The 21,744-nt window shown below is 44.3% G+C and carries 17 protein-coding genes; 12 read left to right on the forward strand and 5 right to left on the reverse strand.

What is annotated here, in order from left to right:
* The first annotated feature begins 58 nt into the window (after positions 1-58).
* Together cydD and cydC are read left to right on the forward strand one after the other, a co-directional pair.
* Entirely contained in the window at positions 59-1,846 is a 1,788-nt protein-coding gene (gene cydD / locus R2S67_RS06800; RefSeq protein ID WP_046874822.1) for a heme ABC transporter permease/ATP-binding protein CydD, read from the forward strand.
* Complete coding sequence (cydC, locus tag R2S67_RS06805; protein ID WP_317342930.1) at positions 1,839-3,560, forward strand: heme ABC transporter ATP-binding protein/permease CydC; 1,722 nt, start codon at positions 1,839-1,841, stop codon at positions 3,558-3,560. The genes cydD and cydC overlap by 8 nt, the downstream gene beginning before the upstream one ends.
* A gap of 97 nt (positions 3,561-3,657) precedes the next feature.
* Here cydC and R2S67_RS06810 read toward each other — a convergent pair whose 3' ends face one another.
* The 3 genes from R2S67_RS06810 to R2S67_RS06820 all read right to left on the reverse strand — a co-directional run bounded on the left by R2S67_RS06810 (position 3,658) and on the right by R2S67_RS06820 (position 7,574).
* Complete coding sequence (locus R2S67_RS06810; RefSeq protein ID WP_317342932.1) at positions 3,658-4,989, reverse strand: D-serine ammonia-lyase; 1,332 nt, start codon at positions 4,987-4,989, stop codon at positions 3,658-3,660.
* Between the two features lie 83 nt (positions 4,990-5,072).
* A complete protein-coding gene (gene serC / locus R2S67_RS06815) occupies positions 5,073-6,167 on the reverse strand; it encodes a 3-phosphoserine/phosphohydroxythreonine transaminase (RefSeq protein WP_317342934.1) in 1,095 nt (364 codons plus the stop codon).
* Positions 6,168-6,305: 138 nt separating this feature from the next.
* On the reverse strand, positions 6,306-7,574 hold the full coding sequence (locus tag R2S67_RS06820; RefSeq protein ID WP_006742618.1) for a DUF945 family protein: 1,269 nt from the start codon (positions 7,572-7,574) through the stop codon (positions 6,306-6,308).
* A gap of 186 nt (positions 7,575-7,760) precedes the next feature.
* Here R2S67_RS06820 and R2S67_RS06825 point away from each other — a divergent pair, with 186 nt between their 5' ends.
* From R2S67_RS06825 to R2S67_RS06835, 3 genes are all read left to right on the forward strand, one after another.
* Positions 7,761-9,701 (forward strand): ATP-binding protein, encoded by a 1,941-nt coding sequence (locus R2S67_RS06825; RefSeq protein ID WP_145474197.1) that lies wholly within the window; start codon positions 7,761-7,763, stop codon positions 9,699-9,701.
* Complete coding sequence (locus tag R2S67_RS06830; RefSeq protein ID WP_145474199.1) at positions 9,698-10,195, forward strand: response regulator; 498 nt, start codon at positions 9,698-9,700, stop codon at positions 10,193-10,195. Before R2S67_RS06825 ends, R2S67_RS06830 begins: the two co-directional genes overlap by 4 nt.
* Positions 10,196-10,484: 289 nt before the next feature.
* Positions 10,485-11,033, forward strand: a complete 549-nt coding sequence (locus R2S67_RS06835) for a hypothetical protein (RefSeq protein ID WP_005393208.1) — start codon at positions 10,485-10,487, stop codon at positions 11,031-11,033.
* A gap of 190 nt (positions 11,034-11,223) precedes the next feature.
* On the opposite strand, the gene R2S67_RS06840 is transcribed toward R2S67_RS06835, so the two are convergent.
* Positions 11,224-11,811 (reverse strand): TfoX/Sxy family DNA transformation protein, encoded by a 588-nt coding sequence (locus R2S67_RS06840; RefSeq protein WP_258687488.1) that lies wholly within the window; start codon positions 11,809-11,811, stop codon positions 11,224-11,226.
* A 369-nt stretch (positions 11,812-12,180) separates the two neighbouring features.
* Between R2S67_RS06840 and R2S67_RS06845 the strand changes: the two genes are divergently transcribed.
* The 5 genes from R2S67_RS06845 (at position 12,181) to R2S67_RS06865 (ending at position 17,891) form a co-directional block, all read left to right on the forward strand.
* On the forward strand, positions 12,181-13,101 hold the full coding sequence (locus tag R2S67_RS06845) for an HDOD domain-containing protein (RefSeq protein WP_048626253.1): 921 nt from the start codon (positions 12,181-12,183) through the stop codon (positions 13,099-13,101).
* A gap of 152 nt (positions 13,102-13,253) precedes the next feature.
* On the forward strand, positions 13,254-14,159 hold the full coding sequence (locus R2S67_RS06850) for a lysine exporter LysO family protein (RefSeq protein WP_074191149.1): 906 nt from the start codon (positions 13,254-13,256) through the stop codon (positions 14,157-14,159).
* A 206-nt stretch (positions 14,160-14,365) separates the two neighbouring features.
* Complete coding sequence (locus tag R2S67_RS06855) at positions 14,366-14,878, forward strand: hypothetical protein (RefSeq protein WP_012841922.1); 513 nt, start codon at positions 14,366-14,368, stop codon at positions 14,876-14,878.
* 200 nt (positions 14,879-15,078) lie between these two features.
* Positions 15,079-16,725 carry a pyridoxal-dependent aspartate 1-decarboxylase PanP gene (panP, locus tag R2S67_RS06860; RefSeq protein ID WP_317342938.1) on the forward strand — a complete coding sequence of 549 codons (1,647 nt, stop codon included), beginning with the start codon at positions 15,079-15,081 and terminating at the stop codon, positions 16,723-16,725.
* Positions 16,726-17,036: 311 nt separating this feature from the next.
* Positions 17,037-17,891: a MurR/RpiR family transcriptional regulator gene (locus R2S67_RS06865; protein WP_005378021.1), complete on the forward strand. Its 855-nt coding sequence runs from the start codon at positions 17,037-17,039 to the stop codon at positions 17,889-17,891.
* Positions 17,892-17,968: 77 nt separating this feature from the next.
* Here R2S67_RS06865 and R2S67_RS06870 read toward each other — a convergent pair whose 3' ends face one another.
* The gene (locus tag R2S67_RS06870; RefSeq protein WP_065645318.1) at positions 17,969-19,213 is read right to left on the reverse strand and encodes an iron-containing alcohol dehydrogenase; all 1,245 of its coding nucleotides are present in this window, start codon (positions 19,211-19,213) and stop codon (positions 17,969-17,971) included.
* 376 nt (positions 19,214-19,589) lie between these two features.
* Here R2S67_RS06870 and R2S67_RS06875 point away from each other — a divergent pair, with 376 nt between their 5' ends.
* Both R2S67_RS06875 and R2S67_RS06880 read left to right on the forward strand, forming a co-directional pair.
* A complete protein-coding gene (locus tag R2S67_RS06875; protein WP_005378026.1) occupies positions 19,590-19,856 on the forward strand; it encodes a GrxA family glutaredoxin in 267 nt (88 codons plus the stop codon).
* A gap of 174 nt (positions 19,857-20,030) precedes the next feature.
* On the forward strand, positions 20,031-21,713 hold the full coding sequence (locus R2S67_RS06880; RefSeq protein WP_006742623.1) for an aspartate:alanine antiporter: 1,683 nt from the start codon (positions 20,031-20,033) through the stop codon (positions 21,711-21,713).
* Positions 21,714-21,744 lie beyond the last annotated feature (31 nt).

The raw sequence follows: 21,744 nt of genomic DNA on the forward strand, positions 1-21,744 counted from the left end.
CTGGGTTTTCTTTTGTATACTACCGCCTCATTAAAACAATTATCATTAAGCCTTCACGATGGATAAGAAAAAGCAAAGCAGCTTGAATAAGTGGCTTAAGCAACAAAGTAAGTTAGCCAAGCGCTGGCTTATGATTGCGATAGGCCTAGGCGTACTTTCAAGCGTGTTTTTATTGGCTCAAGCAGCCCTGCTCGCCTCCATTCTGCACCAGTTAATCATTGACCAAGTCGACAAAGCCGACCTCATTTGGCATTTTGTTGGGCTTGGTGGCACGGTTATCGGTCGAGCTGCTTGTACCTGGGGTCGAGAGCTTGCCGGTTACCGTTGCGGTGAGCAAATTCGAGTTTATATTCGCCAACTCATTTTAGATAAAGTTCATAAACTTGGGCCAGCTTACATCAAAGGCAAACCTGCCGGCAGCTGGGCGACGCTCATCTTAGAGCAGGTAGAAGATATGCAAGATTTCTTCTCTCGCTACTTGCCTCAGATGTCATTATCGGTACTAGTGCCTTTCATTATTTTGGTTGTCGTATTCCCAGTAAACTGGGCGGCAGGCTTGATCTTCCTCGTCACTGCACCACTGGTGCCTATTTTCATGGCACTGGTTGGGATGAAAGCCGCAGAAGCAAACCGTAAAAACTTTAAAGCGATGCAGCGTTTGTCCGGTCACTTTTATGACCGCTTGCAAGCAATGACGACCATTCGCTTATTCGATAGAACAAAATCTGAAACTGAAACTCTTAAGGGTGCTTCGGAAGTCTTTCGTACTCGCACCATGGACGTTCTGAAAATCGCGTTTCTATCTTCTGCGGTTTTAGAGTTTTTCACTTCCATTTCTATCGCAATTACCGCCGTCTACTTTGGCTTTAGTTATATCGGAGAGCTCGATTTCGGCTACTACGGCACAGGTGTTACGCTGTTTGCTGGTTTGTTCATTCTGATTCTTGCGCCAGAGTTTTATCAGCCATTACGTGATTTGGGCACGTTCTATCATGCGAAACAGCAAGCGGTTGGCGCAGCAGAAAGCATTGTCGAGTTTCTGGATTTGGAAGTCGATCAAGTCAAAGATGGCACCCAAGCGTTAGATAAGAGTAGTCCCATCCATATTGAAGCGGACGAGTTAACCATTTTTAGTCCGGAAGGTAAGCAGCTCGCAGGTCCCCTATCCTTCTCTCTTGAAGCCAACAAAAGTACGGCTTTAGTTGGACCAAGTGGCGCAGGTAAAACAAGCTTGGTAAACACCATCCTCGGTTTCATGCCTTATCAAGGTAGCTTGAAGATTAATGGTTGTGAATTGTCACAACTGGATCTCGCCACATGGCGAGAGGCCGTAAGCTGGATTGGTCAAAACCCAATGCTATTACATGGCAGCATTCGAGATAACGTCACGTTAGGCAAACACAACATTCAAGATGCAGACGTTCATTCTGTTTTGAATGACTCTCATGCTGCTGAATTTGTTGAAATGCATGGGTTGGATTACCCGATATCTGACCGCTCTGGTGGTTTATCTGTCGGCCAAGCCCAGCGTTTAGCGTTAGCTCGCGCTATGCTACAAAATGGTCGTTTTTGGTTATTAGATGAACCGACCGCAAGCTTAGATGCTCGTAGTGAAAAACTCGTCATGGAAGGCATTAACAAGTACGCACATGCCACAACGAATTTGATGATTACTCACCAGTTGGCACCTTTACAAAGCGTATCGCAAATTCTTGTTATGCAGGACGGCCAGATTGTTCAACGTGGTGATTACGACACACTGTCGACAGAAGATGGCTTATTTAAAGACATGTTGGAAGCGAACCTCGCACAACGTGAAACAGACAAGGGGAACTTAGATGCGTGATTTACTCCCTTATCTAAAACTCTATAAGAAACATTGGTTTGGTCTTTCTCTAGGTATGCTATTGGCATTTCTGACCTTAGCTGCATCTATTGGCTTATTAACGCTATCGGGTTGGTTTATTTCAGCCGCAGCGGTGGCAGGCTTGACGGTTGCTCGTGAAACCTTCAACTACATGTTACCAGGTGCCGGGGTACGCGGCGCTGCAATGGCTCGAACCGCAGGTCGATGGGGAGAACGTGTCGTCAGCCACAATGCAACGTTCAAGCTGCTTACCGATTTACGTATCTTCTTCTTTAAGAAACTTGCACCACTGATTCCGGGTCGTGTTTCTACGATGCGTGATGCCGATCTGCTCAACCGCCTAGTGGCGGACGTAGATGCGATGGATCACGTTTACCTTCGACTTATCAGCCCTGTCGTGATTGGTATTTTTGGCATATTGAGTTTAACGGCTGTCCTGGCGTTCTTTGATTGGCATCTCGCCCTACTGCTTGGCTCGATTCTTACCGTCATGTTGTTTGTATGGCCAGTGTTGTTCTATAAACTTGGTAAAAGTAATGGCGAGAATCTCACTCATCATAAAGCGCAATTGCGAGTGGCGACTCTGGACTGGCTTCAAGGCTACAGCGAACTGAGTATCTTTGGAGCAGAAGAGCGTTATCGCAATCTCATTCTAGAGAAGCAAAAGCAGCTTTTGTCTAATCAGTTTGTGAACGCGAATTTAACGGGCATGGCTTCAGGCCTGCTTATGCTTGTGAACGGTCTTACACTGGTTGTGATGCTTTGGTTTGCTGCAGACGGCGTAGGAGGTCGTGCTCCTGATCCTTGGATTGCGTTGTTTGCATTTGCAACGATGGCAAGTTTTGAAATTTTGATGCCTATTGCGGGCGCGTTCCAGTACCTGGGTCAAACGTTGACTTCTGCTCGTCGTTTAAATGAAGTAATTTTGGCTGAACCTGACGTTGTCTTCCCTGAGCAATCGAAACATAAAGGCACAACGTTAGACATTGAATTCAACAACATTGACTTCACTTACCCTGACGGTCAGCAAAAGGTGCTGAAAGACTTGTCACTCTCACTACCGGTGGGCACTAAAACAGCCATTGTAGGTCAAACAGGTTCAGGTAAATCAACACTAATTCAGCTTCTTTGTCGCTACTGGGATGTTAACCAAGGTGAAGTTCGAATCGGTGGTACAAAACTGCAAGATTGGAGCGAGTCTGACCTGCGAGAAGCAATGACAGTGGTCAGTCAACGCGTAGATGTACTAAACGGGACACTGCGTGACAACTTACTCATGTCCGCTCCAGAAGCAAGTGATGAGCGACTGTCTGAGATTCTTCAAAAAGTCGAACTTGGTGGCCTTCTTGAGGATCCAGGGTTAGACGCTTGGTTAGGCGACGGTGGTCGTCAGTTATCTGGTGGAGAGAAACGCCGAATCGGTATTGCTCGAGCATTGCTACATGATGCCCCAATCCTACTCTTAGATGAACCGACTGAAGGCCTCGATAAGCGTACGGAACAAAAAGTGATGACGCTTTTCAATGAGCACTTTGCTAATAAGACAGTGGTATTCATTACACACCGACTTATAGAATTAGAAAACATGGATAGCATCTGTTTGATGGAACAAGGTGAGATCATCGAGCAAGGCGATCATCCAACGCTACTCGCTCAGAAAGGTCGTTACTACCAGCTATTACAGTCTCTATAATTCGATATTCTGTGACGAGAAGGGCTCATCAAACGATGAGCCCTTTTGCTATTCCTGTATTGTCAATTGCCTAGTTAAGTACGTATACAGGGCTGATTTACCGACCTGATTTTTTGAGATAAGCCGCCATTTCATCTTCCGGAACCATGCCTCCACCTGTTGCCCAAACAAGATGCGTGGCGTTTCTGAGTTTTTCTTCGTCAAATTGCATTCGAGACTGATAAGCATGATTATTCGAGACATGCACTACCCCAACCATACCAGCTAATGCAGAAGGCTCTAGGTTAATGCCTTCTAGTTCACTTAACTCACCCAAGTGGTGATACATACGAGCATCATCAATGGTGTAAAAGCCATCAATTAGCCTTTCCATCGCTCTACCGACAAATCCCGACGCACGCCCTACTGCTAATCCATCAGCAGCGGTCATGTTGTCGATACCCAAATCTTGTACCGCAATCTCGTCATGCAAGCCGGTATGCACGCCCAACAACATGCACGGAGAGTGCGTTGGCTCTGCGAAAATACAATGAACATGATCACCAAACGCGACTTTCAAACCAAATGCCACACCACCAGGCCCACCGCCAACACCACAGGGTAGATAAACAAACAGCGGATGATGCTCATCAACCACAATTCCCAAGTCATCAAACTGCTGCTTAAGACGCTCACCCGCAACAGAGTAACCTAGAAACAACGTCTGCGAGTTTTCATCATCAATAAAGAAGCAGTTAGGATCATGCTCTGCTTCTTTACGACCTTGCTCAACGGCAACACCATAGTCTTGCTGGTACTCCACCACTTTGACGCCATGTGATCGGAGCTTATTTTTCTTCCACTCCCGCGCATCAGAAGACATGTGAACCGAGACTGAAAAACCAAGCTTTGCACTCATGATGCCAATGGACATACCGAGGTTACCCGTTGACCCAACCGCAATACTGTACTGCTTAAAAAACTGCCGAAACTCATTGCTGAACAATTTGCTGTAATCATCGGTTTCGCAGAGTAAGCCAGCTTCAAACGCCAACTTTTCTGCATGGGTGAGCACTTCATAAATGCCACCTCTCGCTTTGATAGAACCAGAAATTGGCAGATGGCTGTCCTTTTTAAGCATTAAACGACCCAATATTGGCGTGTCGTATTGCTGCTCCAAACGCACTTTCATCTTGGGAACATCCACCACAGAAGACTCAATGATGCCATGCGAAGCTTCCGTTTCGGGAAACGCTTTCATCAAATAAGGCGCAAATCGTGCTAGCCGTTCACTCGCAGCTTGAATATCTTTCTCATCTAGCCCCACATAGGGCAAACCTTCTGCTAAAGAGGTTATGTTTGGGTTAAACCAGCAAACCTCCTTAAGATCGATAAGTGGCGCCAAGAGTGGGAACTGCTTGATCAGCGCTTCAATATTCGCCTTGGTCATTTTACCTTCCTGGAGTGATGTGAGTTGAGATAAACAAAAGCGCCGCAATTGCGACGCTTTCATGAATAACAGTGAATTTGATTTTATGCGTAGTTTTTCTCAAACTCTTGCATAAAATCGATTAACGCTTGTACACCTTCTAGCGGCATGGCGTTATAAATGGAAGCTCGCATACCACCAACGGCTCGGTGCCCTTTTAGTGATTTCAGCCCTTTGGCATCGGCTAGTTCAAGGAAGGTTGCATCCAGTTCAGGTTTCGCAAGTTGGAATGGCACATTCATCAAAGAACGGTTTGCTGAGTGCACGCCATTACGGTAGAAATCAGACTGATCGATGTAATCATACAGTAGTGCGGCTTTAGCGCGGTTCACTTGCTCGATCGCTTTTACCCCACCCTGCGCCTTCAACCATTTGAAAACAAGACCAGACAGGTACCATGCAAAGGTTGGTGGCGTGTTGAACATTGATTCTTTCTCAGCCAGAACAGTATAATCCAAGATACTTGGCAGTACCTGCTTCGCCATACCTAACAAGTCGTCGCGCACGATAGCGATAGCAATGCCTGAAGGACCAATGTTTTTCTGAGCGCCCGCATAAATCACACCGTATTTCGATACATCAATCTCACGAGAAAGAATCGTCGAAGACATGTCAGCAACGATTGGTTTGTCGGTGACTGGAAGATCGTTAATCTCGATACCGTCAATGGTTTCATTTGGACAGAAATGCACGTAAGCCGCTTCTGGAGCAATTTTCCATTCGTTTGCAGGTAGAACGGCTACTTTTCCGTCGATTTCTGTTTTTGCATCAAATACGTCTGGCTCGCAGTATTTCTTCGCTTCAGCTACCGCACTTTCAGCCCAATAACCGCCGTCGATGTAAGTTGCCGTCTCGGCATCACCAAGTAAGTTTAGAGGAACAGCAGCAAACTGAGCACGAGCACCACCTTGGCAGAACAGCACTTTATAGTTGTCCGGAATATTCAGAAGATCACGTAAATCCTGCTCGGCTTCTTCTGCAACTTTGATGAACTCTTTGCTTCGATGGCTGATTTCCATGACCGAAGTACCAAGGCCTTGCCAATCGATTAGTTCCTGTTGTGCTTGCTGCATAACTGCTTTAGGCAGACCTGCTGGCCCTGCACTGAAGTTAAATACGTTGTCCGTATTTTGTTCCATGATGCTCATTGCTCCTGCTATGTAAATATTACGAAATTAATATCACGTTTTCGCAGCGATAAAAACAAGAAAAGAGGTCTTACGACCTCTTTTTAAAGACTAAGCGTTAAATTGGATTAATTCCGCAACAATACTTGGCTACTGTTGTTGCATCAAGGCGGGCATAAGTAGCGCCACCAATGGGAACTCATGTCCATTTTCGAACTTCAATTTACCGTCACCGATTTCTGCTTTGAGTTGATAACCGCCCTCGACTTTCTCGATCAACTCCATGATGAGCAGCTCATCGATTCCTTCTTGAATAAATGGGTAGTGCGTCACTAATTCGTCAGAGAAGTAAGTACTGAGCTCACCAGTAGTCGCCGTCATCAACTTCATTGGGTCTTGAGTAATGTGGTCAGTACCTTCAGGAATGGACAATTGCCACTCGTTATGGAACTTACCGTCACCAAACGCAAGTGAAAGCTCATTCACGGATAAATCAAAACCTTTGCTAAACAGCGTGTCAACATGCGGCAATAAGCTCGCAATTTCCTGCTCGTCTAACATTGGAGAGCTTTGATAGATAGACATAATTTGGTCAAATGACTGGCTATCCACATCTGCAATTGAGAAATCCAACTTAAAGTTATCGACATCCGTACCATCAGTTAAACGCAGTTTCTTAGCATCTAGGTTCAGCTGACTGTTCAGCTTATCACCAGACTCATTCATCGTAGTGTTGCCGCGGTAACTCGCATTCTCAATCAAAAAGACAGGCGTTAAGTTCGAATCAACCACATCCAGCTTCTCTAGAGAAAAAGATTGCTCACCCAGCCAATAGCCTTTTGCTTGCTTACCTTTACCCTGACCTGTCAATGCATTCAGATGAAGCTCTTCACCGTTTTCAAAATCCACTTGAACAGAAGGAACAGAAACTTGGTAATTGAGATCACCCAATACCGTCACATCCCCTGTCACTTTTGCAGGGCTTGTAGAAACAGAAACACCTTGCGCTTCGTTACGATAATGCCAACTGTCTAGGTCAAGGGTGAATGCCGTATTGCCATTTAGTTGGGTCTGACTATGCATCGTGAGAGGCAAAAAGTCATTGTCCACCAATTTTGAATCTGCTGTTAGGCTTGTTAGACCATGGCTAACATCACTGGTTACATCAAACGTCGTTGGCATGCCATCACGCTCTAGCTGCGTTTTAAGCTCAGGGTCAACAACTGAATAACGAGTCAGCACGACTGAAGACAAATAGCCACGCTGATACTCGACCACCTCGCCTTTAATCATTTCATCATTCATATTGGTAATACCATCTTCAATGATGGACTGACCAATTTGTCCGACAGCCAATGGCCAACACAGCGCTAATGAGATAGCACCACCAATGGCGCCGATTTTTTTAAGATTTTGCATAACGTCACTTATTAGGTATTTTCGGTCAGTCTACCCCAAACCTTCTGCGGAGAAAACATTGAGACAAATCAGACTATTGATGCTTATTCTAGTCCATTAATCAGGAATCATACTTGGCTCCCACTCATCATGTCCTTTTATTGTTAAAGTTTGCGTGGCGAAGTTTTAACCGGAGCTAAAACATCTGTGAATCGTTATGCTGTGTTGTGTCTCGACAACAACCCAATCAGTGCTGAACAGTTTCGATTGGAGCTGTCTGCCTTCTCAAGTAAGTTTGATATTTTTTCTGTCGAATCGATAGAAGAGGCTCAAAGCGCTTTAGAGTATCTAGAGGAAAGAGAGCAGACTGTTGCTTTAGTTATAGCGAGCCATCACGCTCATTTTAATGGCGTGGATTTTCTTATTGGTTTAGACCGGATGCCGCATACCGAGCAAGCAAGAAAAATTCTTATTAGCTGCTCGTCTGATATAGAGGCAATTCTCACTGCCGTTAATGAGGGCAGGCTCGACCACTGCCTCACTAAACCTTTGCCAGATCACGTCTTATTTAACACAGTGCAAAAAGAGCTGACCCAATTTATCTTGCGAAACGGTAAAGAAGACCTGCTAAGTTACAGTCAGATATTGGATCATCACAGCTTGTTGCGAGCGCACATCAATAATCAGATGAGCCATTATCAAGCGGGCTTTTTACACGACTACCACTCGATGTCTGATGCTGAGTTAGCCGAGCAAGTGATCTCCGCTCTCCAGCAGTTTTTCAAAGATAACGACGAAACAAGAGCGTGCCGTACATACTCACCTGAACACTTATTAACCGTGGAAGGCGAGCCAAATAGCTTTTTGTGGTTTATTACCGATGGTGAAGTGGCTCTGTACAAGCGCGATGAACAAGGCATGCAGCGAGAGGTTGTACGCCATAACAAAGGTAATATTGTCGGAGGCATGTCGTTTGTTACTGGGGAATGTTCTTTCTCGACAGCCCTAACGCTGACAAAGACAGAGGTCATCAAACTCGATCGCAACGTATTCAATAAAGTGATGCAAAGCGACTCAAACTTGCTGCCTCTTTTTACAAACTTGCTTTTACGCCACTTCAACCGCCGATTACAAAGAAGCATCAACACCAAGCTGCAACTTCAAAAAACGCTCGAATCGCTGGAGTCTGCCCACCAGCAACTCATTGAAAGAGAAAAAATGGCGATGCTCGGCCAGTTGGTTGCGGGCGTGGCGCATGAGCTAAATAATCCGATAGCAGCGATATTGAGGGGCGTAGAGAATTTAACGCATACGCTTGCACGATTACTTAACGAAGTACCCAGTTCCGATATACAAATCAAAGGCATTGAGTTACTGAGCAAAGCTCAAACCGCAAAACCCGCTTCAACCGCAGAGCTCAGATCACGCGTTAAAGCACTTAATCATGCCCTTCCAGACCGAACACTGGCTAAGAAAGTGGTGAACCTTGGGCTAGAGTCAGATCACGAGTTACTCACTCAACTAACGAAAAAACAGCAAGTGTCTTCTCATGTTCTCGATACTCTTGAGCAATACCACAAAGCAGGTTCCACTCTTCGCTCGATTAACGTCTGTGCTGCGCGAATTGCAGATATGGTGAAAAGCCTTAAAGGTTACGCACGCTCAGATGATGAGACCCAGCACTATGCTGATATTCATGAAGGTATTGAAGACACCTTGGTGATCTTCGAAAACAAACTAAAAATGCATCAGGTTTCCACTGATTATGCGGATTTACCTCCTATCCTTTGTCAACCAATCGCGCTCCAACAGGTATGGACGAATTTGGTCTCTAACGCCATTGATGCATTTCCGGAAAAAGGCGTTTTAAAAATACAAACACGTCTTGCAGAAAAAGATCATACACATTACGCCGTTATCTCATTTGAAGATAATGGGTGTGGCATTCCTGAATCGCAAAGAGAAGCCATTTTCGAGCTCAACTTCACGACGAAAAAAGAAGGCAACTTTGGTTTAGGCATTGGACTGTCCATCTGCCAACAAATCGTGACAGCACATAAAGGATGGATTGACGTCGAATCAGAGCTCGACAAGTTCACACGAATGACAGTCTGGTTACCAGTCATCGAAAAAGGAGATGAAATATGACCAAGTATTTAATTTTATGTGTCGATGACGAACGAGAAGTCTTGGATAGCGTGCTCCAGGATCTCGCTCTCTTTGAGGAACATTTTATTGTCGAGGGAGCGGAATCAGTCACTGAAGCAAGGCAAGTGATCGAGGAGATGGCGGAAGAGGAAGTTCAGCTTGCGCTCATTTTATGCGACCACATTATGCCGGAGCAAACTGGGATTAGCTTCTTAATCGAACTCAGTCAAAATGGTGACACAAAAGCGGCCCGCAAAGTCTTACTTACAGGACAAGCCGGCTTAGAAGACACCGTTGAGGCCGTCAATAACGCAAGTCTGGACTATTACATAGCCAAACCATGGAGAGGTGAAGAGTTGAGAAAAGCAATCGTGTCTCAGCTTACTGCTTTTATGATTGCAAATGATGATAACTTATTATCTTGGACTCAAGTCCTTGATTCTGAGGCGATCCTCAATGCCATGGCTGAACGCAGAGCAAGCTTCGGCGAGTAATATGCGTGGCTCTAGCTTGAATGTCACCAAAGCCAGCTGATCCACGTTATTTCGCGCAATAGCGCGAGTATGGAAAAGCATCACTATTTATCCGATTGATGCTCTTAGACGTTATGTATATGGCGTAGTTTTTGCTTAAACCAACTAACTATTAAGTTAATTGACAAAACATCGACACATTTTTGTTGGTCGTGGACCTTCCTTTTTATTATGATGTCGGACAAATCAGATTACGGTTCAAGTGGTTGCTTGAATCCATGGAAATAATGAACAAGGTTTATCGTTAGTTATGCGTAAAACACTATTAGCCGCTGCCTTACTAGTGGCATCAAGCCATGCCCTAGCCGCAAACGACCGCAATGCGCCAGCAACTATGAGCAACTTTAGCTACGACTATTTCGAAGCACGTATTGGCGCAAGTCCTGTGACATTTGGTGCTGGATTCAGCAAATCAATTCACCCTAACGCACATGTTATTGCTCGTATCGACTCTGAGTTTGAAAGTGATTTTGACTCAGCCGCTGGTTTTGGCTTTCATTCGCCACTAAACAACTGGGCTGACCTTACAGGTGAAATGCTAATGCGCGTTGTACAACCTTCAAGCGATAGCAGCACTGACGTAGGTATGGAACTGAACTTAGGTGTTCGTCAATGGTTAGGTCCTCAATTAGAAGTAGGCGGCAAAGTCGGCTACGTTTCTATTGATAACGATGACGACTGGACCGGTGCAGCATACGCTCGTTTCCACTCAACTGAGCTTTTCTCTCTAGGCGCTGAAGCGCGTATCAACGACTTTTATGGTGATCAGGTAATGTTCACTACCCGTTTTAAGTTTTAATATTTGTGCTTTAAGAAAAGAGCAAATTAAAAAACAAAAACCGAGGCCCATGCCTCGGTTTTTTGTCTAATCTAATGACTAACTCAATGAAGTGGTCAAAAACTTCAATGTCCTTTTTCCGCTTTCAACACTTGCCTTTACGACCCGCTAACTCCATCAAAACGAGTCAATCATCGTGCGTTCAGCTTGCTTACTCACACAGCGCCAGTAATTGCTTTTTACGCGGCTCTTGAATCAGTTTCCAATGAACACCGTCAGTGGCACCAGCGAATTTCCAAAGCAACTTAACATCAACGTCATTGCCATAAGCCACTTTAACTTTGTTGAAGACTTTTACAGGTCCAAGTTCTAAAAAGGTTTCTACGTCATCAACACCTGCTTTCTTGACCATTCGCTCAAGAGTTAACTGCATATTTGGCAGATCTCTCAAACGTCTACTGGCAGAAGACTTTTGATATTTTCGTTCCTTAATTGAGTATTCAATTGATTTTTGTACCAGTTCATCGAGTCCTGCATATCCGGATTCAAACAAATCTGTTACGTCATAATAATTTACGGTTGCCGTCGTCTGTTTTTTGACGTGCTTATATTTTTCGCAATTCAGTTGAGTAAACACTTCGTCCAATCCATTACCACCACGTAAGTAGCAGCAATCATTGCTAACAAGCGCAAACATAGCATCATCGGTGAATAAACCGATACCACCGAACATAGAACGTTTTTGATACTCACTAAAGTTGCGTACATATCTAAAAAAAGCTTGGTCTGTCATGTCCATTGACCTCTTTAATCTGAATAAATTACCCCGATTAGCGATGTCACCAGATAAACAGCAGCTTATAGCGAATTATAAATGTCGATTTGTTGGCGATATTTTTGTGAGTTGTGCTCACCAACTTGCTTAATCATACTTAACGTTGAAAAATAAGTTAGGACATAGGTCACATATAAAAAAGTATATATTCAGCATACGTGATTAGTTTCACACTTATTATTCATGTGGTGATATTTTTTTGACGCACGGCATGCCCAAAACACGCCATCATTATGATCTCGCTGGCAATTACGAGCACGTGATACGCATTTAATTGATAAAGAATACGCTGTAAGGGTACACTGTACGAAAGATCTCAAGTACAGCGTCACAATGGAACATTTATCATTTTTTTGGCTGCCAAATAATAAAGATAAGCTTATAAACGCACTGGAATCCGAGTTTGCTCAGCTGGTAGAACAGTCCATCTCAACGGGTAAGATTTCATTACCCCCTATTCCTGATGTCGTGCTTAAAATTCAGCAGTTATGTGTCGAAGAACACACCACTATTTCAGATGTTGCTAACTGTTTGTTAGAAGATCCCGGCTTGGCGGCGGTCGTTCTGCGAGTAGCAAACTCTGTAATTTTCAATCGCAGAAACATTACCTGCAACGACTTAACTACCGCGGTATCTCGCCTTGGTATACTGCGCGTGCGTGATATTGTTACCGCACAAGCGATTGAACAACTTAAACATTCAGTAAATTTAACCAAAGAATGTAATGCCATCTTGGTGAAAAGTGCAGCGGTATCCCGAGAACTCGGTGCCGTCATGGTGATATTGGTTCAATCGTTTCGTAAACACGAGCCAGGTACTTATGGGCACTTGGAGCAAGAAAAAGCATTGCTGGTTGGTCTGCTAGCCGATATCGGTTTGTTTTGTCTAATTAACGAGTACCACCTTTACTTAGATAGAGGCAATTACCTAGACCCTGAAATTGCGTTGCAAATCTTCCAAACTCGTTGTTCAGCAACAAGCAAACTGGTGCTCGAGCGCTGGGGATTTGACAATGACTTTAGAGAGGTCTCCTCAAACGAGAAGTACGAGCAAACGCGACCGGAAGTAAGTTATTTAGACATTGCAAGAATCGCGCATCACCTATTGATGTTCCGCAATCATGATGAACGCATTGATGAACACGAAGTTGAATTCAACTTAACAGGTGCAGAGGTCTTGTATGAACTCAGCAATATGAGTGATACTGACTTCAATGACCAAATACGTGCAGTGCTAAGTGCTAGCGGCTTGTAATTTATCGTTTTCTCACACCTAATTCGCGATAAACGATTCGCTCAAGGCTGAGCAGCGTTTGGTATTTGGTGAAATATCTCTCTAATTTCAACCGATAAATAATTTGATTTATGTGTGTTGGTATTATCTCAAAAAAGGAATCATAGAGCTTTATGTTCTCAGGGATGCTATTTATTTTCGCTCCACTTGTTGTGGGGTATCTAATTCCTATATCTCGAGCCTCGTTACTGGAGAAGATCAATCAATCAACGTCCTACCTTATTTACGTCATTTTGTCGTTGATGGGACTTAGCCTAGCAGCGCTCGATAACTTAAGTAGCAACTTACAGAGTATTCTCCTCTATGCGAGTACTTTCTTTTTATGTTTAAGTACCTGTAACCTGTTAGCGCTGCCTATTATCGATAGGATTATTCCTCTCCAGACCAATCAGAATCAAAAGAAGCTGCCACTATCCTCGATGGCTTTAGAATCAGTAAAGCTGATTGTTGTCGTTGGTGGCGGGCTAGTAGTTGGTCTGCTGTTACCCATCGATTTAAGTTGGGTGGATACAGCGAGCGAATGGATACTCTTCCTGCTCCTATTTTTTATTGGTATTCAGCTTCGCAATAGTGGGCTTACTCTTCGCCAAATTCTATTAAATAAACAGGGTATGGCCATTGCGGCAGTTGTGATCGCAACATGCATGCTTGGTGGCGTTATTGCAGCGATACTTTTGGACCTTCCTCTCTATCAAGCCCTCGCGATGGCTTCAGGCTTTGGCTGGTATTCACTCGCAGGAATTTTGATGGGAGACGCTTTTGGCCCCGTGTTTGGGGGGGCATCTTTCCTGATCGAATTGATGAGAGAGCTGGTCGCGCTGGTAGCCATTCCTATCTTTATTCGCAGCTATCCGTGCACAGCAATTGGTTATGCAGGTGCAACAGCAATGGACTTTACCCTACCTGTTATTCAGACTACAGGTGGTGTGCGTTGTGTCCCAGTCGCCATCGTTAGTGGGTTTATTTTGAGTTTACTGGTACCAGTTATGATGCTTTTCTTTGTATCACTTGCTAGCTAGATCTCAGGTTTTCGCTTTAACATCCATTACAATACGGCAAAAATTCAAATACCCAGTTAACGTCAAAGTGATCAAGATTTTGGCAATAATCCGCTTTCTTTTTATCAATTAGCCCAATGATTTATCACGACTAAAGAGAAAGAAGGGTGAAACATCAACTTATGTGCCTTGCGTTAATAAAGGGATAACAACCAGAAGGAAGAAGAATGAAACGCTTTGTCGTTGCAGCGCTCCTCGCTACAAGCTCAACTTTTACGTTTGCCGCAGATCAACAATGTCTTGCAAGCAAATACGACGGCTATGTTGATGCCTCACTACAGTGGTATCAAGATCTTGTCGATTTGACGGTTACCCAGTATCCAGATCTAAAAGAAGTTAGCCAGTGGTTCTTGGACGGCCGTAAACATCACTTTGAATTAAACCGTGAAGCAGTGCACTATTTTCTAGAGAACGATCCTAGCCGTGTTGCAACAGAACAGCCAATCGAAGCATGGCTAAAATTAGAACAACACGACGTTAAGCAGCTAGCAAGCCGAAGTGATAAGTTAGGTGAAGTCGCAAAACAAACGTTTAGTGACCGTCAATCGACTAACCATCCAAAAAACTACGAACTCCGTTCAGCATTCGCCGACCTGCTTAGCCATCCACAACAAATTGATACTGCGCTTAATAAGTACAATCAGTCAATAGAGAAGATTGAAAAGCAGAAGTGTGATTAATTAATCGTTGAGGATGCTCGAAAACGCCGAGTGTTTTTAACACATTAAAATCAACGATTTTTTAATGCGAAGATTGTAGCCCTCACCTAAAATTTTCATTTCAGCAACATGGGTTTCAACAATTAAAACGGGACTTTGCGCCCGTTTTAGTTTAGATTGTGCCGCTCGCATTACCACAATAACTACAAAGATTCTTTGCTATGGTTAAGGAACAAAAAACCGCTGACGTTAGCTTTGAGAGCTTGCTAAAGATCTTCACTGTCCCAGAAGGTCCTGACTCAACGTTAACCAAAATTGACGAGAGCCTCTCGCGAAATCTAAATCAATTTCTTCGTGAACACATCGTGGCAGAAGAAAAGCCTTTACGCGAAATCGAAAAAGACTTTTCTTCTGCTCAGATTCCTGAGCAGCCAGAGTTCGTGTCAGATCATACAGAACACTTACTCGACACTTTGGTGTCGCACTCCGTTCACACTTCTTCACCAAGCTTCATTGGTCATATGACATCGGCGCTGCCTTATTTCTTGATGCCACTGTCAAAGATCATGATCGCCTTAAACCAAAACCTGGTAAAGATAGAGACTTCTAAAGCCTTTACCCCGCTTGAACGTCAAGTTTTGGGCATGCTACATCGCTTGATCTATGGTCAGAGCGATACGTTTTACGATCAGTGGATGCATAGCGCAAACCACTCATTGGGCGCATTTTGCTCCGGCGGTACCATTGCCAATATCACTGCACTTTGGGTAGCACGTAACAAGGCGTTAAGAGCCAATAGTTCATTTAAAGGCGTTGAGAAAGAAGGCCTATTTAAAGCCATGAAGCATTATGGCTACGATGGCTTAGCGGTATTGGTGTCTGAGCGTGGTCACTACTCCCTTAAGAAAGCAGCCGATGTACTAGGTTTAGGTCAAGAAGGCTTGGTTGCGGTTAAAACGGATGCCAACAACCGTATTATTGTCGACGACCTTAAAGCGAAAATTGTTGAACTAGAGAAACAAAACATCAAGCCTATTGCTGTTATTGGTGTAGCTGGTACAACAGAGACAGGTAATGTCGACCCGCTACCTGAAATCGCAGAAGTCTGCCAAGCTCACGGTTGTCATTTCCATGTGGATGCCGCATGGGGTGGCGCAACACTTATGTCTAATCACCACCGTCACCTTCTTAACGGTGTGGAAATGGCAGACTCAGTAACCATTGATGCGCACAAGCAACTCTACATCCCGATGGGCGCTGGTATGGTTCTGTTCAAAGACCCTGACGCAATGAAATCCATAGAGCATCACGCTCAATATATCTTGCGTAAAGGCTCAAAAGACCTAGGCAGTCATACATTAGAAGGCTCTCGTTCAGGCATGGCAATGTTGGTCTATGCCGCAATGCACATCATCAGCCGCCCTGGCTATGAGCTGCTGATAGACCAAAGCATTGAAAAAGCTCGCTACTTTGCGGATTTAATCAAGCAGCAATATGATTTCGAATTGGTTTCTGAACCAGAGCTTTGTCTGCTCACATACCGCTACTTGCCGCCATTCATCCGTGAGGCATTAGCAAAAGCGGAAGGTTCACAAAAAGAACAACTGAATGAACTGATTAATGAATTAACACAGTTTATTCAAAAGCGTCAGCGCGAAACGGGCAAATCGTTTGTTTCACGTACAAGACTGAACCCAGACCAATGGCAGCGCATGAACACGATTGTGTTCCGAGTGGTTTTGGCTAATCCGCTGACGACCAAAGAGATTTTGAGTTCGGTGCTTGATGAACAGCGTGAAATCGCCAAGCAAGCACCAAATTTGATGGAAAGAATTCAGCAGGTGGTCACTGATATCCAATCGTCTTAATGGCCCGAAAGAGTTACATCAATTTGAAATTTTTTTTCGTTTTGATGTAACTCAAACATCATTCTCGTGCGACTGGCGCAACAAAACATCGATTACACATCCAATTCTGTAGTTTTTACAACATTTTGTTTGAGGCCTGTCAAATTCTCACTAAATAGTATCCGTTATTGGTTTAGACTGATTGAAGATCAGGTTTATACTGATTCTATGGCGCTGGTTGTTTTCGTTAACGCCCCACTCTACTCTGGAATCTTCGTGTTTCCTTTCGTTAACAGAGCCAGCGAGTTGTTCTCTATACCCTCGTGAACACTATGAATACATTAGAAAAAATTCAAAAAAACCTGGAGAATTTCAGTAAGTCAGAGCGCAAAGTTGCGGAAGTAATTATGGCGTCTCCACAAACTGCAATTCATTCAAGCATTGCAACGTTGGCTAAAATGGCTGATGTTAGTGAGCCCACTGTAAACCGCTTCTGTCGTCGTCTGGACACCAAGGGCTTTCCAGATTTTAAGCTTCACTTGGCACAGAGCCTAGCCAACGGTACCCCTTACGTTAACCGTAACGTGGAAGAAGACGATGGCCCAGACGCGTACACCCATAAGATTTTCGAATCGACCATGGCGTGTTTAGATGTCGCGAAAAACAGCCTAGATCCAATGCAAGTGAACCGTGCGGTCGATTTGCTAACGCAAGCGAAGCGCATTTCATTCTTTGGCCTTGGTGCATCATCTTCTGTAGCCCGAGACGCACAAAACAAGTTTATTCGCTTTAACATTCCAATTACTTGTTTTGAAGACATTGTCATGCAGCGCATGAGTTGTATTAACTGCAGTGATAATGATGTTGTGGTTCTTATTTCTCACACAGGTCGAACGAAGAGTCAGGTCGAAATAGCAAACCTTGCTCGTGAAAACGGCGCGACGGTCATTGCGATTACAGCAAAGGACTCACCGCTAGAAAAAGCAAGTTCACTCGCTATTACGCTTGATATTCCTGAAGATACCGACGTTTATATGCCAATGGCGAGTCGAGTTGTACAGATGACGGTGATTGATGTACTGGCAACTGGCTTCACACTCCGCCGTGGTACAGGTTTCCGTGAGAACCTAAAACGCGTAAAAGATGCGTTGAAAGACAGTCGCTATGACAAACTAAGTCAGTACTAAGTCCTGCTGTTTAGTGAAAGATTTAATAAAGGGGAGCTCAACGCTCCCCTTTTTTCAATGTGCTTTAGATCAATACATCAACCCAAGTCGTTCACACTCGATAAGTCCGTTCTTGATTCAAGCACTTCTACAGAGCTCACGTGTTGTGTGCTCTCTGCCACACACTCTCCACTGCAATCACAGACTTGCTGCAATATGTATATCAAACGTTCCTGATTAAGGGGTAGCGGGTTGCCTTTGATCGCCATCGACTTAAGCGCATCGTTCGCCACTTGTTCAAAAGAAGTTTGGCATACTCCGAATTGGCCAAGTAACGGCAACGCTAACTTATCTAACACCATATTTACCCAAAGAACCCCATCGTGCTCATTCGCGTTCGCACGATCGGTAACCAGCTGGGCAAGTTTACGATAACGATTTATCACATCATTCCTACCAGCGAGCTTCGCGGCGTTAATATTTTCCTGCATCACGTGCGGTGCAAGACGCGCCGTGATCACGCTGTGGGGAGCATCTAACTTACCTCCTAACGCCGACGCAAGCCCATGCGCAGCACCTAATTTGGCATTAGTAATGGCCATGCCACCGAGCAACGCAGCGAATGATAAATCCGAGCGAGCCTTATGATTATCTTGCTTACAAGCAGCAATCACTGAACGGCTTAAACGACGAAGTCCCTCTTCGCACACCATATCTGTAAGAGGGTTGGGCTCACCACACACATACGCTTCCATCAAATGAGTGAACGCATCCATCGCGCCACGCCCGGATGTGTATTGATCGGTTCCATAAGTGAGCGTCGGATCCACAATGGCAACGTCTGCCAGCATATCAGGGCTTCGAAGACTCACTTTCACTTTATCTTGTCCAGACTTCAACACCGCATTTCGAGTCACCTCTGAGCCCGTGCTTGCTGTCGTAGGAATTGCAATAAAATGAAGAGGTTTTGCCTTTAATGGTACGTTTCTTCCTACCACTTCGACGTAATCGTAAACATTGCCTTGATTAGGAATAATAGCGGCTAGGGCTTTACCCATATCGATGACACTGCCACCGCCAATAGCAATCACCATATCAGGCTGGAATTTTCTACCGAGTACCGCGGTCTCTTCTACCATTGTGATATAAGGTTCGCCATTGATTGCTACGTGTTGGTAACGCATATTTTGAGCTTTAAGGTAGTTAATGATGGGCGTGGCTCGTTGGGTGTCCTTCCCAGTTACCAGCAAAACACTGTAGCCAAATTGGTTGATAACGGATAATGAAGACTGAAGTGCACCTTCACCAAATATAATCCTTGTTGCAGTCATAAACTGAAACATACACATCCTCCCAAAATAATATACCCAAATAACCTCTTGCCCTCTGATTTAACACTTATGTAAGAGTTGAAGTCATTTGCGTATAGCCAGATTAGATTGCTATGTTTTTGAATAAAAAAAATTGACCAATTCCACCTTGCCATCATTAACCCCTTAAAATGTATGTTTTTATGCGTCACTTCACATACTTTAGAGCCATAGAATAAGGGAGCGCGTTTAGTTTTTATTCGATAGATTTCACCTATAGAACCAAGAGGTAATTGCCGCTTTATTTCCGTATCTGGATCGGGCATAGTTACTGCAACAAAAGAGAGCGCACTCAGCCGCTATGTTTTGTACGCTTTCAAAAAAGAATAGATTTAGGAGAAATAAGATTATGTTCGTTGTTATCTTTGGTCGCCCTGCATGTCCTTTCTGTGTTCGTGCAAAAGAACACGCAGAAACGCTAAAAGCGAAGCGTGACGACTTCAACTACCGTTACGTTGATATCCATGCTGAAGGCATTTCTAAAGCAGATCTTGAGAAAACAGTTGGTAAACCAGTTGAAACTGTTCCTCAAATCTTTATCGACCAAGAGCACATCGGTGGCTGCGACGAGTTCGAAGCATACGCGAAAGAGCACCTAGGTCTATTTGACGAGTAATAAAGACAGTTTTTAAGAAAGCCGCTTCATGCGGCTTTTTTATTATTTTTCAGTTGGTTATTACCTTACGTCAACTAATGGTAAAACCTAAAAAAATTCACTTATCTTTTTGCTATATTTAGTTACAATTCGCAATTCTTAATCTTTTTGGCACACACTTTACCGAGCCACACAGTGAACATAGACGTCGTATACCTTCTTGAGCAAAACCCTATTCTTCTAATCTTCGTCGTATTAGCCATTGGCCTTGCCATCGGAAAAATCCGATTTGGCAAATTACAACTAGGCAACTCCATAGGCGTTCTTATTACCTCGTTGGTAATGGGTCACCTTGGCTTCTCATTCAATGCAGAAGCATTAACCATTGGCTTTATGCTGTTTATCTATTGCGTTGGCATTGAAGCTGGACCAAACTTTTTTGGCATATTCTTCAGAGATGGTAAGCATTACTTTATTTTAAGTATGACCGTTCTCGTGTCCGCAGTCAGCTTAACGTATGGCTTGAGCCACTATTTCGGCCTCGATTTTGGCTTGTCAGCCGGTATGATGGCTGGCGCGTTGACAGCAACACCTGTACTGGTTGGTGCACAAGACGCTCTTAACTCTGGCCTTGCGACTATACCGCGCAATATGGATTTTTCTTTGGTATTAGAAAATCTATCCGTAGGTTACGCGATGGCTTATCTGGTCGGCCTAATAAGCATGATCATGTTCGCGAAGCTGTTGCCAAAACTACAGAAGCAGAATCTGTCTGATTCTGCGCAGCAAATTGCTCAAGAACGTGGCCTTGGAAATTCAAGCCAAAGAAAAGTGTACTTACCGATTATTCGTGCTTACCGAGTCGGCCCAGAATTGATTGACTGGACTGACGGCAAGAACTTGCGTGAACTGGGCATTTATCGTCAAACTGGCTGTTACATTGAGCGAATCCGCCGTAACGGTATTCTCGCCCATCCAGATGGTGATGCTATTTTGCAAGAAGGTGATGAAATTGCACTGGTTGGCTTCCCTGATAGCCATGCTCGCTTGGATCCTAGCTTCCGTAACGGTAAAGAAGTATTTGATCGTAACTTGCTTGATTTGCGCATCGTTGAAGAAGAAATTGTCGTAAAAAGTGACGCTATCGCAGGCAAGCGCTTATCGGATTTAAACTTATCTGAGTTTGGCTGTTTCTTAAACCGCGTGGTACGTGCGCAAATAGAAATGCCGATGGACTTAGACATTGTGCTCGCTAAAGGTGACGTCCTTCAGGTGAGCGGCGAGAAAAGCCGAGTACATGGACTCGCGGAAAAAATCGGTTTCATCTCGATCCACAGTCAAATGGCCGATTTACTCGCTTTTTGCAGCTTCTTTATTTTGGGTATTCTGTTTGGCCTCATCACGATGACATTCGGCCAGGTTTCGTTCAGCTTGGGCAACGCGGTAGGTCTTTTGTTATCTGGTATTACACTTGGTTTCTTACGAGCAAATCACCCTACTTTCGGCTATGTCCCGCAGGGGGCGCTGAATATGGTCAAAGATTTGGGTTTGATGTTCTTTATGGTGGGAATAGGTCTAAGTGCAGGCGGAAAGATGTTCGAGCACTTGACTCAAGTTGGTCCAAAAGTGATTGGTTTAGCATTCATTGTTAGTGTTGTGCCTGTGGTACTGGCCTATTTAGTGGGCGCACACATACTCAAGATGAACCGTGCCCTGCTCTTCGGTGCCATTATTGGTGCCCGAACTTGTGCCCCAGCTATGGATGTCGTCAACGACTACGCTAAATCCACCATCCCTGCTCTTGGCTATGCGGGTACCTATGCGATTGCCAATATTCTGATGACGTTAGCCGGTACGATCCTGATAATATTAAGTTAATAACTTTGACTGATGAAAGCAAAAAAGGCGC

The organism is Vibrio sp. T13N, from assembly GCF_032970445.1.
GTDB classification, from domain to species: domain Bacteria; phylum Pseudomonadota; class Gammaproteobacteria; order Enterobacterales; family Vibrionaceae; genus Vibrio; species Vibrio diabolicus.